Annotated in this window: 14 protein-coding genes and 1 pseudogene; 9 read left to right on the plus strand and 6 right to left on the minus strand. The window is 62.8% G+C overall.

All coding sequences use genetic code 11. From position 1 onward, the window contains the following. A pseudogene (locus V6R86_RS02255) lies at positions 1–284 on the plus strand (HNH endonuclease). On the opposite strand, the gene V6R86_RS02260 reads toward V6R86_RS02255, so the two are convergent. Then, on the minus strand, positions 281–2,053 hold the full coding sequence (locus V6R86_RS02260; protein WP_338501695.1) for a histidine kinase famiy protein: 1,773 nt from the start codon (positions 2,051–2,053) through the stop codon (positions 281–283). The pseudogene V6R86_RS02255 and the gene V6R86_RS02260 overlap by 4 nt on opposite strands. 151 nt (positions 2,054–2,204) lie before the next feature. Here V6R86_RS02260 and V6R86_RS02265 point away from each other — a divergent pair, with 151 nt between their 5' ends. Then, positions 2,205–2,714, plus strand: a complete 510-nt coding sequence (locus V6R86_RS02265) for a DUF3617 domain-containing protein (RefSeq protein ID WP_338501697.1) — start codon at positions 2,205–2,207, stop codon at positions 2,712–2,714. A 45-nt stretch (positions 2,715–2,759) separates the two neighbouring features. On the opposite strand, the gene V6R86_RS02270 is transcribed toward V6R86_RS02265, so the two are convergent. The 4 genes from V6R86_RS02270 to V6R86_RS02285 all read right to left on the minus strand — a co-directional run bounded on the left by V6R86_RS02270 (position 2,760) and on the right by V6R86_RS02285 (position 6,473). Further along, positions 2,760–3,509: a carbonic anhydrase gene (locus tag V6R86_RS02270; RefSeq protein WP_338501699.1), complete on the minus strand. Its 750-nt coding sequence runs from the start codon at positions 3,507–3,509 to the stop codon at positions 2,760–2,762. Between the two features lie 28 nt (positions 3,510–3,537). Then, entirely contained in the window at positions 3,538–4,611 is a 1,074-nt protein-coding gene (locus tag V6R86_RS02275; protein WP_338501701.1) for a TerC family protein, read from the minus strand. Positions 4,612–4,651: 40 nt separating this feature from the next. Continuing rightward, entirely contained in the window at positions 4,652–5,302 is a 651-nt protein-coding gene (locus V6R86_RS02280; protein ID WP_338501703.1) for a DUF2490 domain-containing protein, read from the minus strand. A 406-nt stretch (positions 5,303–5,708) separates the two neighbouring features. Continuing rightward, positions 5,709–6,473, minus strand: a complete 765-nt coding sequence (locus tag V6R86_RS02285) for an alpha/beta hydrolase (RefSeq protein ID WP_338501705.1) — start codon at positions 6,471–6,473, stop codon at positions 5,709–5,711. 381 nt (positions 6,474–6,854) lie between these two features. Here V6R86_RS02285 and V6R86_RS02290 point away from each other — a divergent pair, with 381 nt between their 5' ends. After that, positions 6,855–8,738 (plus strand): ribonucleoside-diphosphate reductase subunit alpha, encoded by a 1,884-nt coding sequence (locus V6R86_RS02290; protein WP_338501707.1) that lies wholly within the window; start codon positions 6,855–6,857, stop codon positions 8,736–8,738. Positions 8,739–8,905: 167 nt separating this feature from the next. Beyond that, positions 8,906–9,130 carry a hypothetical protein gene (locus V6R86_RS02295; RefSeq protein ID WP_338501708.1) on the plus strand — a complete coding sequence of 75 codons (225 nt, stop codon included), beginning with the start codon at positions 8,906–8,908 and terminating at the stop codon, positions 9,128–9,130. Positions 9,131–9,201: 71 nt separating this feature from the next. Here V6R86_RS02295 and V6R86_RS02300 read toward each other — a convergent pair whose 3' ends face one another. Further along, positions 9,202–9,459, minus strand: coding sequence for a DUF2171 domain-containing protein (locus V6R86_RS02300; protein ID WP_338501710.1), 258 nt, complete (start codon positions 9,457–9,459; stop codon positions 9,202–9,204). 94 nt (positions 9,460–9,553) lie between these two features. On the opposite strand from V6R86_RS02300, the gene V6R86_RS02305 reads away from it, so the two are divergent. The 5 genes from V6R86_RS02305 (at position 9,554) to V6R86_RS02325 (ending at position 14,039) form a co-directional block, all read left to right on the plus strand. Next, positions 9,554–9,931, plus strand: coding sequence for a PepSY domain-containing protein (locus V6R86_RS02305; protein ID WP_338501711.1), 378 nt, complete (start codon positions 9,554–9,556; stop codon positions 9,929–9,931). 51 nt (positions 9,932–9,982) lie between these two features. After that, positions 9,983–11,035, plus strand: a complete 1,053-nt coding sequence (locus V6R86_RS02310; RefSeq protein ID WP_338501713.1) for a ribonucleotide-diphosphate reductase subunit beta — start codon at positions 9,983–9,985, stop codon at positions 11,033–11,035. A 5-nt stretch (positions 11,036–11,040) separates the two neighbouring features. Beyond that, complete coding sequence (locus V6R86_RS02315; RefSeq protein WP_338501715.1) at positions 11,041–12,735, plus strand: ATP-binding protein; 1,695 nt, start codon at positions 11,041–11,043, stop codon at positions 12,733–12,735. 261 nt (positions 12,736–12,996) lie between these two features. Continuing rightward, on the plus strand, positions 12,997–13,389 hold the full coding sequence (locus V6R86_RS02320) for a hypothetical protein (RefSeq protein WP_338501717.1): 393 nt from the start codon (positions 12,997–12,999) through the stop codon (positions 13,387–13,389). A 155-nt stretch (positions 13,390–13,544) separates the two neighbouring features. Next, positions 13,545–14,039: a hypothetical protein gene (locus V6R86_RS02325; RefSeq protein WP_338501718.1), complete on the plus strand. Its 495-nt coding sequence runs from the start codon at positions 13,545–13,547 to the stop codon at positions 14,037–14,039. The last annotated feature ends 81 nt before the right edge of the window (positions 14,040–14,120 follow it).

The following is a 14,120-nucleotide window of genomic DNA, read 5'->3' on the forward strand; positions in this document are numbered from 1 at the left end:
ATGGACGAACGCATTTGCTGCTGGCTCTGCAACCGCCCGCTCGGGGCCCGGGTCGAGCAGCATCATCCGGTGCCGAAATCACGCGGCGGGCGGGAGACGCGGCCGGTGCATCCGATCTGCCACCGCGCGCTGCACGCCACCTTTTCCAACAAGGAACTGGCGAAAGCCGGAGACGACCCGGCCGCGCTCAGCGCGCCAATCCCGACCTCGCCCGCTTTCTCGCCTGGATCGCCGGCAAGCCCGCCGACTTTCACGCCCCAACCAGGCGGCGCAAGGGCGCCTAGGCTTCGGCCGCGCCGAAATCCGATGTCATGCGACGCTCGTCGGCCTGATGCGCGCGGTTGTTCAGCGCCTGACGCACCCGGTCGAGCAATTCGGACCGGCGATAAGGCTTGCCGAGCACGTCCTTGTGCGACCGGTCAGGTCCCGCGATCACCAGCTCCTCGTTATAGCCCGTGGTCAGCAGGATGCCGATGTCGGAGTCCTTCTCGCGCACCTTTTCGGCCAGCTTCAGCCCGTTGATTCCGCCCGGCATGACAAGGTCGGTGAACAACAGGTCGAACGTCCCGGGCTCGGCCTTTTCGAAGATGCGCAGCGCGATCTCGCCGCTTTCGGCAGTGGTCACGCGATAACCGGCCGCGCCAAGGATTTCGACCGCCAATTCCAGCACTTCGGCGCTATCCTCGACCACCAGGATATGCTCGGCCTCGGCCGAACGGGTCCTGGCCTGCGGCACCTCATGGTGAAGGGGCCGCTCGCCATTTTCCTGTTCTTCCTCGCGCGTCACCGGGAACAGGAAGCGCATGGTCGCGCCCTCGCCCGGTTTGCTCTCGATTTCGAGCCGGCCGCGCGACTGCTGCACGAACCCCGACGCCATGGCGAGGCCAAGACCGGTGCCCTTGCCCTGCGTCTTGGTGGTGAAGAAAGGTTCGGTCGCGCGCTCGATCACTTCGGGCGTCATGCCCTCGCCCTCGTCCTTGACCTCCAGCGCGACATAATCGCCCTCGGGCAACTGCCGCGCGGCGCTGTCGCCGTTCAAATGGATCTGGCTGGTCGATAGCGTGACCAGACCGCCGCCCGGCATCGCGTCGCGGGCGTTCATGAGGACGTTGAGCAGCGCCATTTCGAGCTGCTCGCCGTCCACCATAACCCGCGGCAGGCGGCGGCGCAGATTGAGCTGAAGTTGGACCTGGCTGCCGAGCGAGCTTTCGATCACGTCGACGAAATTGCCGACCAGATGGCTGAGGTCGGTCGGCTTGGGGCTGAGCCGGGTCTTGCGGGCGAACGCCAGCAACTGCCTCGTCAGCTTGGCACCGCGATCGGCGGCCGAGCGGGCATTGTCGATATATCGCTTGGCGCGGTCGCCATCGACACAGGATCCCAGCAGCTCGAGATTGCCGTTCACCACCTGCAACAGATTGTTGAAATCGTGGGCAAGGCCGGCAGTCAGCTGGCCGATCGATTCCATCTTCTGCGCCTGACGGTAGCTTTGCTCCGAATTACGGCGGCGGGTGACGTCGAGCTGACTTGCGAATTGATAGGCAAGCTTGCCCTGCTGGTCGAACACCGGGCCGATGAACACCGCATTCCAGAACGGCGTGCCGTCGCGCTTGTAGTTGAGGATCTCAAGCGCGATCGACCCGCCGGTGTTGACGCTTTCGCGCAGCGCCGCGACCGCCTCGCGATCGGTGTTCGCGCCCTGTAGAAAGCGGCAATTGCGGCCGAGCACTTCGCTTTCTTCGTATCCGGTGAGGTCGAGAAACGCCTTGTTGGCGAAGACGATCGGATTGTCGGGCTGATTGGGATCGGTCAGGATCATCGGCATCCGCGTCATCTCGATCGCGGCGAAGAATACGTTGCCGCGTTCGTCGAGACCAGGATGGCTGATGACGCTTTCGCGCCAGTGATTCATTCCACGGCTGTTGCCAAAGGTCTCGTCGCCATCGGGGCTGTCGAGCTTTCCTTCGGCCGGACGGCCACGGCTCTGCCCACCGCCCTCGACATCGTTTGCAGCCGCCGGATCGCCCTCGGTCTGCCGAATCTCTTCATTCACTAGGCTTGCACTCGTTTGATTGGTTTTGAAGCCATACCGATTGGGGCCATTATGGCCAGACTCCTGCGGCCCGGTGAGAGTTCCGCAAGCGGTTGCGTCCCACTCCGGCGCAGCTAAGCTGGCGGTTCATACCTGCGGGGGAGATCATCACATGCGTTCATTCGTCCTGTTCGGCGTCTTTTTGCTTGGCGCGTGCAGCCAGGAAGCTGCCAAGGAAGCGCCCAAGGCCGCGCCCGCCACTCTTCCGGCCGGCACCTACGAAGTGAAGGCGACGGTGAAATCCCTGGACTCTACCGATAAGACCCCGCTGCCGACCTTCGCCAAGGTCGGCGATGTCATTACCACGCAAGGGTGCGTCGGGGCCGACGGCCTCCCCGCCCCCGAACTGCTCGCCGCCAAGGGCGATCAGTGCACGCTGACCGATCCTTATGTCCGCTCTGGCCGGATGAACGTAACGCTGGACTGCAATCGCTCGGGCCAGGGCAACGTCAATGCCATTTTGGACGGCAAATATGACGGCGAAGGCTTCACCGGCACGCTGACCGCCAATAGCAGCTTCTCGGGTCCGGGTGACTACAAGCTGGTCGAGGACATCGTCGCCCGGAAGGTCTCCGACCAGTGCACCGCCGCCCCGGCCGCGGGCGCCGCGCCCAAGGCGTGAACTGACAAAACGGGGCGGCGGATCGATCCCGCCGCCTCGCTATCGTCAGACCCGATCGAAGAAATCCACTTGGCCCGTGTCGAGATCGTAATAAGCCCCCACCACCATCAGCTTATCGCCGCGCATCGGGTCGGCCAGCAAGGGGTCGGTCGATTGCCGCAGTCTGCGCACCACGTGGCGGACGTTCTGGTGAATGGCATGATCGACCAGGTCGCCACCTGCTCGAAGCGTAGCCCTTGCGTCCACCACGGCCGGAAGGATCGGCTGCACCATGCGGCTCAGCGACGGGGGTAGCTGGGCATTGTCGGTGACCAGCTTGGTCGCCGCATCCACCGCGCCGCACCGTTCATGGCCGAGAACCACGATCAGCGGCACACCCAGGGCGGCGACCGAATAGGCCAGCGAGCCATAGCCCGCATCGTCGACGTAATTACCGGCGGTGCGGACGATGAACAATTCGCCAAGGCCCACCCCGAACAGGTGCTCGGGCCCGACCCGGCTGTCCGCGCACCCGACCAGCGCCGCGAACGGCCCCTGCCCCGCTGCCAGCGCCAGGCGGCGGCGAGTGGAGATATCGCTCTTGTTGTCCTGGTCGGTGACGAAGCGGCGGTTGCCTTCGAGCAGTCGGGCCAGCGCCTGCGCGGGCGACAGGCTGGTCTTGGCAGGCGCACCCGGCGCGGTTGGCGCGGCGGCAGCGACGCCACTGCCGCCGGTGAGGGCAGCCGCTCCCGCCGCGCTGGCCGCCATCCCCATCCCGAGCAGGGTGCGGCGATCAGTTTCAAGGAACTTAGTCATGCTTTTCTTGCTCCGTGGTTGAGAAGTTTCAGACGGCCTTGCCGTCGGTCAACTCGTCGATGTGCCGCTTAGCGGCCTGCGGCCCTTCGTCGGCCGGCCACGCCGGCTCGGGCTCGCCCTTGGTCTTGTAGAGCGAGTAGAAGACCCCGCCCGCAATCAGCGCGGCGGTCACGCCGAGGCTCAGCAGCGGCGGGAACTTGTCCCCGCCGAGCACGAAGTCGGCGATGAAGATCTTCGAGCCGATGAACACCAGCACCAGCGCGAGGGCGTACTTCAGATAATGGAAGCGGTGCACCATCGCCGCCAGCGCGAAATAGAGCGCGCGAAGGCCCAGGATCGCCATGATGTTCGAGGTGTAGACGATGAAGGTATCGGTTGTGATCGCGAACACCGCCGGCACGCTGTCGACTGCGAACACCAGGTCGGCGAGGTTGATGACCACCAGCGCCAGGAACAAAGGCGTCGCCGCGCGGACCATCTTGCCGGTCTTCTCGTCCGGCAACTCGACGAAGAACTTTTCGTCGTGCAGCTCCTTGGTCACCCGCATGTGGCGGCCGATCCAGCGGATCACCGGATTTCCCTCGATATCCATCGGCTTGTCGCCGGCGAACAGCATCTTGATGCCGGTGAACACCAGGAACGCCGCGAAAATGTAGAGCACCCAATAATAGGACTGCACCACCGCCGCGCCGAGCCCGATCATGATGCCGCGCAGCACGATCACGCCGATGATGCCCCACAGCAAAGCGCGATACTGATATTTCGCCGGAATCGCGAAATAGGTGAAGATCAGGCTGATCACGAAGACGTTGTCGATCGACAGCGCCTTCTCGATGAAGAAGGCGGTGTAATAAGCAATCGTCAGCTCGGTACCCGCCGCCTCGCCCAGTGCCGCGGTCTTCTGGAAATAGACCCAGACGCCGAACAGCAGCGCGATCGAGATATAGAAGGCGGAAAGCTTCAGGCTCTCGCCGATGCCCATTTCCTTGTCTTCCTTGTGCAGGAAGCCAAGGTCGAAGGCGGTCAGGCCGGCGACGATGCCGACGAACGCCAGCCAGAACCACACGGGGGTTCCAAGCCAGACGGTGAACAGGAATTCCATCAGGAGCGGCTCCTAAGCGAGGGGAGCCGCGCCGGGCGGCTCAAAGGTTGAGGGTGAGGTTCAAGGTGGGGGCGTGGCCGACCCGGTCGGGCGCATTCTTGCGGATGCTCTGCTGGCGGGTGTAGCCGACCCCCAGGTCGACCTTGCCGAGGCTCCGCTCGAACCCGACAAAGGTGCGCAGGCCGGTGATCCCGGTGTCCCCGCCGCGGCTGGTCGCGCGCAGCGTCAGGAAGCCTTCGGCGCTGCCGGCAAGCTTCCACCCGCCCTTCTCGTCCGTCAGCGGGATCGCATAGCCAAGCCGCTGGCGAACCCGCCACCCGGTCTTGTCGGCATCGTCGATGAAGCGCTGCTCGATCCGCGTGCGGCCCTTGAGCCCGAACGAGCCGACATCGTAGCTCGCCTGCTGGATCAGCCGGGTTTCCTTCGTGCTGCCTTCCTTGCTGCGATGCAGGCCTACGCTCGCTTTCACGGAGCCGAACTCCTGGCCGAGCCACAGGCGATAGGTCTGGTTGTCGCCGGTCGGATTGCTGCTGCCCCGCGCCCGTTGCTGGGTCTGGAACTGGACAAAGGTGCCGCCCTCGAGCTCCTTGGAGATCGTGCCCTCGAACCAGCCTTCGAGATAATTGTCCTCGGCCAGCGCCGGGCTCGACAGGCTGACGGCAAGCGCCGCGCCAAGCAAACGATAGGTCATGGTTGCTGCATCCCCGGAAAGCGCGCCCCGCCGGCGCGTCTGACCGCGCCTTTGTTACCATGATTTTGCACTTTGATGACAGCGGGCGAGCGGCGGCGGATGCAGGCGGCCGCGCACGCTTCCTCGACGGGTCGGCCATGATGCGATCCTCCTCGTGATCGACAGATGACGGTCGATCGGAGCATCCGCCGCGGGACGGGCCATGGGGACGATGGAGAGATTCGCGCCGGGCCAGTCACATCGGAGGTGTCCGATGCGGTCCGACATCACGCTCCTGACCTGCCACGGGGGCAGGCAGGGGGCGCCAGAGGGGCCCGGTCCGCGAAGGCCAGATACGGCGGCGATCCGCCTTTTTCAAGGTTGCGCGGCAGGGACCATGGCCGGGGTCGCCGCCGCAACGTGGCAGCTACTTCGGCGCGGACGCCGGATCCCACCTCGCCCACAGCCGGTCCGCCACGGCGGCAAGATCGACTTGGTGACCCGCGCCCGGCAGCCGCACCAGTTGGGCCCGTCCCCCGCCCGCTGCCGCCAGCCGCTCGCCCGCCGCGAACGGGACAATCTCGTCGCGGTCGCCGTGAAGCAGCAGGACTGGCGCACGCACCCGGCCGAGCGCGGCCACATTGTCGAACCGGTCGGGAAGCAGTCCGCGGGCCACCGGAGGGGCCATGTCGGCCAGCCGCGCGAAGGTGCCGAGCGTCGCCACTCCGCCAACCTGGTGCCGCCCCGCCATCTCGAGCGCGACCGCTCCGCCAAGGCTGTGCCCGAACACGAACAGCGGTTGCCCGCCCGACAGCCTGCGCGCTTCCGCCATCCACGCCTCGCCATCGCGCAGCAGCCCTTGCTCGGACGGCTTGCCGCCATTCCCGCCATAGCCGCGGTAGGAAGCGACCAGCACGCCGTGCCCGCCGGCCCGCAACGGCTCGGCCCGCGCGGCCCCGACGAGCTGGTTGAACCCGTTGCCATGGAAATAGACCACGAGCGGCCGTCCCGGCCGGGCGGGCCAATAATAGCCGCCGAGGCGAAGCCCATCGGCAGTGACCGCCGCCACCGGCTGCGGCATTTCACCCTTGAACCGGACCGGGGTCGCGGCAATCGGCACCGGCTGGTAGATCCGCTTCCTGATCGTCCCCGTACAACCGGCAAGCAGCGCGGCTGCAACCGTGATTGCCATCAACCCGCCACGTCGACCCATACCCAGCCTCACGCCCCCGTTCGCCGAAGCACAGTGCCTCGGACCGACGGCGATTATGTGGTCTGGCCGCCACGTTATCCACCGCAAATAGCAATCGTCCTGCATTTTCCCGCTTGCGCCTCGCCCCGGCTCAAGACACAAGATGTTGTAGCGGACTTGGGGTTTCGACGCACAAACTTGTGGTTGACGCTGGGGATAACTACATTCCCGGTGAGGGGAGAAGGCGTCCCTGTGGAAAGCGGGGACAACCGTTCGGACCCACTCCAGGCCCTAGCGAATCGCGGGCGATCGGCGTATCCGTCGTTCGTGAACGAAACGGGAACACAGCGCGATCGATTCGGATCGCCAGGAGGAATAAGCATGGACTTCTCGAGCGGCAGCGAGGTCGGCAGCACCGACACCCTCACCCCGGCGGTGGCGGCCAAGAAGGACAGCAAGACGGTCGACGCGCGCCGCTTCTCGGTGACTACCGACACGTCGCGTGATGCGCTCCTCACCGACTTCGGCAAGGAAACGCTGAACGACCGCTATCTCCTCCCCGGGGAAGGCTACCAGGACCTGTTCGCCCGCGTCGCCTCGGCCTATGCCGACGACGAGGCCCACGCCCAGCGCGTCTACGACTATATCTCGCGCCTGTGGTTCATGCCGGCGACCCCCGTGCTGTCCAACGGCGGCACCGGCCGTGGCCTGCCGATCAGCTGCTACCTGAACAGCGTGTCCGACAGCCTCAACGGCATCGTCGACACCTGGAACGAGAATGTCTGGCTCGCTTCCAAGGGCGGCGGCATCGGCACCTATTGGGGCAACGTTCGCGGCATCGGTGAGCCGGTCGGCCTCAACGGCAAGACCAGCGGCATCATTCCGTTCGTCCGCGTCATGGATTCGCTGACCCTTGCCATCAGCCAGGGCTCGCTGCGCCGCGGTTCGGCCGCCTGCTATCTCGACGTCTCGCACCCCGAGATCGAAGAGTTCCTCGAAATCCGCAAGCCGTCGGGCGACTTCAATCGCAAGGCGCTGAACCTCCACCACGGCGTGCTGATCACCGACGAGTTCATGGAATGCGTCCGTGAAGGCAGCGAGTTCACGCTGCGCAGCCCCAAGGACCAGTCCGAACGCGGCAAGGTCGACGCCCGCTCGCTGTTCCAGAAGCTGGTCGAAACCCGCCTCGCGACGGGCGAGCCCTACATCATCTTCATCGACCAGGTGAACCGGTCGATGCCCAAGCATCACCGCGACCTCGGGCTCAAGGTGTCGACCTCGAACCTGTGCTCGGAAATCACCCTTCCGACTGGCAAGGACCACCTTGGCGCCGACCGCACCGCGGTCTGCTGCCTGTCGTCGCTCAACCTCGAGACGTGGGACCAGTGGAACGGCGATAAGCAGTTCATCGAGGACGTCATGCGTTTCCTCGACAACGTCCTGACCGACTATATCGACCGCGCGCCGGACGAGATGGCGCGGGCCAAGTATAGCGCCGAGCGCGAACGCTCGGTCGGCCTCGGCGTGATGGGTTTCCACTCCTTCCTCCAGGCCCGCGGCCTGCCGTTCGAGGGGGCGATGGCCAAGAGCTGGAACCTCAAGATCTTCAAGCACATCAAGGCGCAGGTCGACGAAGCCTCGCTCCACCTCGCGACCGAGCGCGGGCCGTGCCCCGACGCGGCCGACATGGGCGTGATGGAGCGCTTCAGCTGCAAGATGGCGATCGCGCCGACCGCGTCGATCTCGATCATCTGCGGCGGCACCTCGGCCTGCATCGAGCCGATCCCGGCCAACGTCTACACCCACAAGACGCTGTCGGGCTCCTTCTCGATCCGCAATCCGTATCTGGAAAAGCTGCTGATCGAGAAGTCGAAGAATTCGGACGCGGTGTGGAATTCGATCCTCGAGCAGGGCGGCAGCGTCGCTCACCTCGACTTCCTGACCGATGACGAAAAGGCGACCTACAAGACCAGCTTCGAGATCGACCAGCGCTGGCTGATCGAGCTTGCTGCCGATCGCACGCCGTACATCGACCAGGCCACCTCGCTGAACCTGTTCATCCCGGCCGACGTCGACAAGTGGGACCTGATGATGCTCCACTTCCGCGCCTGGGAACTCGGCATCAAGTCGCTCTATTACCTACGCTCGAAGTCGGTGCAGCGCGCCGGGTTCGCCGGCGGGGTCGAAGCCGACAACACCGCCGAAGCCCCCAAGTACGAACTCGCCGCCAGCACCGACTACGACGAATGCTTGGCCTGTCAGTGATCCGATAGCCCTCCCCCGTCGGCGGGGGAGGGGGGCGCCGCTACCCAAGTGATCCCGACCACGCGCTGAACCGGGAGGACAGCTTAAGCCATGCTCAAGATCGTCATTCTCATCGCGCTTGCTGCCGCCGTCTATCTGGTCCTCCGCGGTCGCGGGCGGAGGCTGCCGTGAACATCCTGTTCCTGGTCCTCGGCGGCCTCAGCGCGCTGCTCGGCCTCCTCACCCTGATCGCCGCGCTACGCGGCCGGGTCGGCGAAAGCCGCAAGTCCACCGCCCAGCTCATCGCCGGCATGATGCTGCTCGCCTTCGGGCTGGTGCTCGGCGGCTTCGCGATCGCCTATGCAACGACGGAGCCCTATCCCGAGTTCGCCAACGAAACGGGGGCGGCATGAGCTTCCTCCGCTCAGCCGCCCCCGCATGCGTATCGATGCCGCGCCCTCAGCGGGCCGGCGATGCGACGCGCTTATTCCTCGATAAAGGTCTGCGCGTTGGCGGCGGTCGCCGACAGGCGGACCTGGTCGCCCTCGACTTCGGCGACGAGGCCGGTCGAGATGAAATGGTGATGCCCGGCATGCGCGCCCTCGGCACCCTCGATCTCGGCGCCGCTGTCCTTCTTGGTCAGCTTGATCCGGTCGCCTTCGACCTTGTCGACCGTGCCGACATGAACGCCGTCGGCGCCGATGACTTCCATATGCTCGCGAATCTGGCTGGTGTCGGTCATGCGAATGCTCCTGTCTTGGGGGATGAACTGACCGCTGAACGCCCGTCCTCAAGTTTCGATGCACAACCGTTCCGGTCGCGCGAAGGGCCTGCCCATGCGTAAGTGGCATCGCTGGCTGAGCGTACTGTTCGGCGCCCTCATCCTGTTCATCGCGGTTACCGGACTGATGAGCCATGTCGCCGCGCTGGTCGCCGACGGGCAGCCCGCCCCGGTCGCCGCCGCGCCGGCCGGGTTCGTCTGCCCCGAGACCATGACCTGCCGCCCCAAGCCCGCGCCCGACGGCGCCCGCGCGTGGGTCGGGTTCCTGCACCATCTCCACTCGGGCGAAGAGTTCGGACCAGTCGGCACCGCGTTGGCCATGCTGTCCGGCACCGCGCTCATTTTCTTCGCTTTTTCAGGGCTTTGGCTGTATATCCAGATGTTCCGCGGACGCGCCGGCTCGCCCAAGCGCGGCGGCAGGTTCTTCTGGTGACCCGGCCCTTGCCCACCCACTTTCGTTTCACATCATCCGGGAGGTAAATCGATGCCCCTTCTCCAAGCCAACAAGGCCTACAAGCCCTTCGAATATCCCTGGGCGTTCGAATTCTGGAAGCGCCAGCAGCAGATCCACTGGATGCCCGAAGAAGTGCCGCTGGGCGAAGACTGCCGCGACTGGGCGCAGAAGCTCACCCCGCACGAGCGTAACCTGCTGACCCAGATCTTCCGCTTCTTCACACAGGCCGACGTCGAGGTGCAGGACTGCTACCACGACAAATACGGCTCGGTGTTCAAGCCGACCGAGATCAAGATGATGCTGACCGCGTTCAGCAACATGGAAACGGTACACATCGCGGCGTATTCGCACCTGCTCGACACGATCGGCATGCCCGAAAGCGAATATAGCGCCTTCCTCCAGTACAAGGAGATGAAGGACAAGCACGACTATCTCAACACCTTCGGGGTAGACACCGACGCCGACATTGCCAAGACGCTCGCCATGTTCGGCGCCTTTACCGAAGGGCTGCAGCTGTTCGCCTCTTTCGCGATGCTGATGAACTTCCCGCGCTTCAACAAGATGAAGGGCATGGGCCAGATCGTCAGCTGGTCGGTCCGCGACGAAAGCCTCCACTGCGAGGGCATCATCAAGCTGTTCCACGCCTTCGTGAAAGAGCGCGACTGCCTGACCGCGGACGTCAAGGATTCGATCATCGACCAGTGTCAGAAGACCGTCCGCCTCGAGGACGCGTTCATCGACCTCGCGTTCGAGCAAGGCCCGGTCGAGGGCATGACCGCCAAGTCGATCAAGAAATACGTCCGCTACATCGCCGACTGGCGCCTCGGGCAACTCGGGTTCCAGCCGATCTACATGGTCGACGAGCACCCCCTCCCCTGGCTCGCCCCGCTGCTGAACGGCGTCGAGCACGCCAACTTCTTCGAGCAGCGCGCGACGGAGTATTCGAAGGCCGCGACCAAGGGCGACTGGAACAGCGTGTGGGATAATTTCGACCGCCGGCAGAAGGCTAAGGTCGCGAATGATGCGCCGGCGGCGGAAGCTGAGGGCGGGTTGTTCGATAGCGCGACGGTGGCGGCGGAGTAACCAGCGTGAAGAAAGTTGCTTTCCTTCAGCCCGATCCTGAACAGATTAGGCATCAAATCAGGGGAATTCTCGATAGCTATAGTCATGATTGGGACTTGCTTGCTGAGCTTGCGCAGAATGCGGTCGACGCGATCGCGCGGGAGCGTCCGGTCAAAGGTCATGTCTCGCTGACAGTTGATGCGCCGAACCGGGAGATTTCGATAAGCGATAACGGCACCGGCATCGATCCTGCCGCGCTCGGTCGGCTCCTTGGCCCGTTCGGGTCAGACAAGATGCGAGATCCGGCCCAGATTGGTCAGAAGGGCGTCGGGCTGACTTTTGTCATCTTCAGCTCAAGTCGCTTTGAAATCGTAACTCATCACGAGGGTGGCTCAAGCAAGGCCGTGGTGACTGGCGCTCGTTCGTGGGTCGATTTGGAAGATGATCAGGAACTACTTGTCGAAGTTGAAGACCTTCAGCCAAGCGCAAAAGGTATCACGATCCGAATGAAGGTGGCGGACGAGAGTCACCCTTTGTGCACCTTGAGCCACGCAGAACTCGAATATCTAATCAGGACACGCACTGCCCTCGGCAACACGGCCCATATCTGGGGTGGATCGGCGAACTGCGATCTCGCTCTTACCCATACGAACCTCTCCGGCGAGTTACGATCTGTAGAGATTGAATGTGAGTATATGCTACCAACTTCTGGGTTGGCGCCACATGACTCGATAAGCATCCCTGACTTTCAGACGTGGCTTTCTGAGAAGGACAGGGAAGACGTTGAGAAACGACGCAAACTAAAGGACAAGGTTGTTGTTACATCCGGTAAAGTGATTCAAGCCGGTCGAACACTGAACTATTGGGCGTGTTTCGTTCCGAATCGATCCATTTGGCAGCAGCTGTCTGCTCGGGTGGGATTGGGACAAAGTGAAGACGGCAAGGAGGAGGAAACCGATAGCGAATACCGCTTCTACGGTGGTCTAGTTACATCGACAAAAGGCATGCCCACTGGTATCTCGTTGGAGCTTAAGCCTAGAGGATCAGCCGGCTACATCCCAAACTTCTTCATTATCATTGAAGATCCATCTTTAAGCTTTGATATCGGTCGAAAGGCAATACAAGGTCGGCAGCAAGGCATGCTGCGTGAGATTGCATACACGCAGTTCAGAGAGTTCATAGCGTTAGCTTCCAAGTACATCGGCGGCTCAATTGGCGATGCTCCTTCTCCTTACGATCGTGAAGAGATCATAGAGGAGATTAAAAGCCTTCCCGATCTTAGCTCGAGCGTTTCGAAGTTTGTGAAAAGACCTAACCAGCAAGAAGCAACCATCGCCGCAATGTTCTATGAACAACTCGGCAAGGGCAACCTTAACAACTTTGAGCCTTATATAAGTGGCTACCGCGGCAAGTACGATCTCTATGGACGCCTAGAGAAGAAGTCATTTTCAGTTGAGTTTAAATTCTCTCTTATGGGTCTTTTCAAAGACTTCTCTGACGAAAGAAAATTGTTTAGCGAGATCGATGTTGTTGTCTTGTGGGATATCGTTGAGCAGGATTGGAAGGAAGTCGTCAGGAGAGGCTTAGAGCTTCAGAAAGTCCAGGCAGGAGGCTTAGGGCAGGTGGAGACGCGTTTTCCCGTTGTTCACTACCGCTTGTATATCGACGGCTCCAAGCCGATCGAGATATTGTGTATGCGTCGGATGCTCCTTCCGGAGTAACACAATCGTCACCGCCCTTTCGGCTCCGCATAGCTGTCCACTCTTCTCACCGGCCGTTCGTGCCAGTTGATGTTCGCCGCCTATAACGTCGGGAAGGAGAACAGGCTTGAGTAAGGCAGGTTGCTATCGATCCAGCGCGCTAGGATCTGCCAGTAGCCGGGCTCCTGGTGCGCAAGCCAGAAGACCAGGCTGCCACGCAGCCGGTTGCGCCGTCTCGTCACCCCCGGACTTGATCCGGGGTGACGCTTCTCTTCTATTGCGATGACGCCGCCGCTGCCACCTATCATCGAGCGCCTTGCACATCGGCTCTACGGCTCACCCATCGTTCGCAATTCGGCCAGAGGCGAGCTTGTCGAGGAAATCGTGGCCACCGCCCTTGAGCCCAAGTGGCAACTCACCGGCGATTGGGGCGAGTGCGACCTTGAGCACCCTTCCGGTCAGCGCATCCAGGTCAAGCAATCCGCCGCTCGTCAGAGCTGGCACAGTCTCGGCGACCGGCCCAGCCGAGGCCATTTCAGCACGGCATACAAGACCGGCCGTTACGCGGATGACGGAAGCTGGACTGCCGAGCGCAGTCGTAACGCCGACATCTTCATCTTCGCCTGGCACCCGGTTACGGACCACACCGCCGATCACCGCGACGCCAATCAATAGCGCTTCTTCGTCCTCGCCGAGACGGCGCTGCCCGCGCAGGCCAGTCTATCGCTAGCCACCCTCAGAGGCTACGCCAACGAGATCTCCTACGGCGAATTGCGCGAGGCCATACTCAGCCTAACTCGATCTCAACCCAATGCTGCCATTCTCGGAATATGTCAGTCGAACTGCAGCTAAGCCTCGCTCTTCCCGATGCGCATAAGCGCGCCATCGACGAATTGAACCGCTGGCGGGGACATTGCATCGAGGCATTCGCTCGGCTGGAAGAAGCCGCAACGCAAACCATAGATTGCCACCCGCTTCCTGCCGGCATGAAGCGTCCTTCCGTTTTTGGTGAACGGATCAGGGTGCTTAAGGCCTTGCTCGCAGAGCAAAGTGACAAGCGTGCGCACGGCCTGAAAGCCGATCTCGACAAAATGGAAGATGACCTCGCATGGCGAAACAGGATCGTTCATGCCGCTGGCTCGGTCTATATTGACAGGAAAGGCACTTGGCTCTGGGCCTATCGCTTTCAGCCAAGCAAAGCAGGCGCCCCCTTGGATCGCGGAATGCTTGATCAGAAAGAGGGACAAGCCATCGAAACGCGCCTTTCGTCCATGGTGCGAAGTCTGACCACTCGTCTGGAGCCTCTGCGCACGCCGCAAGCGTAAGGCGCTTGGCGGCCAGCCATTAGGGAAAGCACCCCATCCGTGCTATGCCCCACGCATCGCACGGATCGGCCTCGTAAGCCC

Origin of the sequence: Sphingomonas kaistensis, assembly GCF_036884275.1 — a bacterium.
GTDB lineage: Bacteria > Pseudomonadota > Alphaproteobacteria > Sphingomonadales > Sphingomonadaceae > Sphingomicrobium > Sphingomicrobium kaistense_A.

Excerpts from the sequence above, each read along its gene's own strand:
- V6R86_RS02265 (WP_338501697.1), top strand. The coding sequence starts at position 2,205 with ATGCGTTCATTCGTCCTGTTCGGCGTCTTTTTGCTTGGCGCGTGCAGC.
- V6R86_RS02270 (WP_338501699.1), bottom strand. The coding sequence starts at position 3,509 with ATGACTAAGTTCCTTGAAACTGATCGCCGCACCCTGCTCGGGATGGGG.
- V6R86_RS02275 (WP_338501701.1), bottom strand. The coding sequence starts at position 4,611 with ATGGAATTCCTGTTCACCGTCTGGCTTGGAACCCCCGTGTGGTTCTGG.
- V6R86_RS02280 (WP_338501703.1), bottom strand. The coding sequence starts at position 5,302 with ATGACCTATCGTTTGCTTGGCGCGGCGCTTGCCGTCAGCCTGTCGAGC.
- V6R86_RS02285 (WP_338501705.1), bottom strand. The coding sequence starts at position 6,473 with ATGGCAATCACGGTTGCAGCCGCGCTGCTTGCCGGTTGTACGGGGACG.
- V6R86_RS02290 (WP_338501707.1), top strand. The coding sequence starts at position 6,855 with ATGGACTTCTCGAGCGGCAGCGAGGTCGGCAGCACCGACACCCTCACC.
- V6R86_RS02300 (WP_338501710.1), bottom strand. The coding sequence starts at position 9,459 with ATGACCGACACCAGCCAGATTCGCGAGCATATGGAAGTCATCGGCGCC.
- V6R86_RS02305 (WP_338501711.1), top strand. The coding sequence starts at position 9,554 with ATGCGTAAGTGGCATCGCTGGCTGAGCGTACTGTTCGGCGCCCTCATC.
- V6R86_RS02310 (WP_338501713.1), top strand. The coding sequence starts at position 9,983 with ATGCCCCTTCTCCAAGCCAACAAGGCCTACAAGCCCTTCGAATATCCC.
- V6R86_RS02320 (WP_338501717.1), top strand. The coding sequence starts at position 12,997 with ATGACGCCGCCGCTGCCACCTATCATCGAGCGCCTTGCACATCGGCTC.
- V6R86_RS02325 (WP_338501718.1), top strand. The coding sequence starts at position 13,545 with ATGTCAGTCGAACTGCAGCTAAGCCTCGCTCTTCCCGATGCGCATAAG.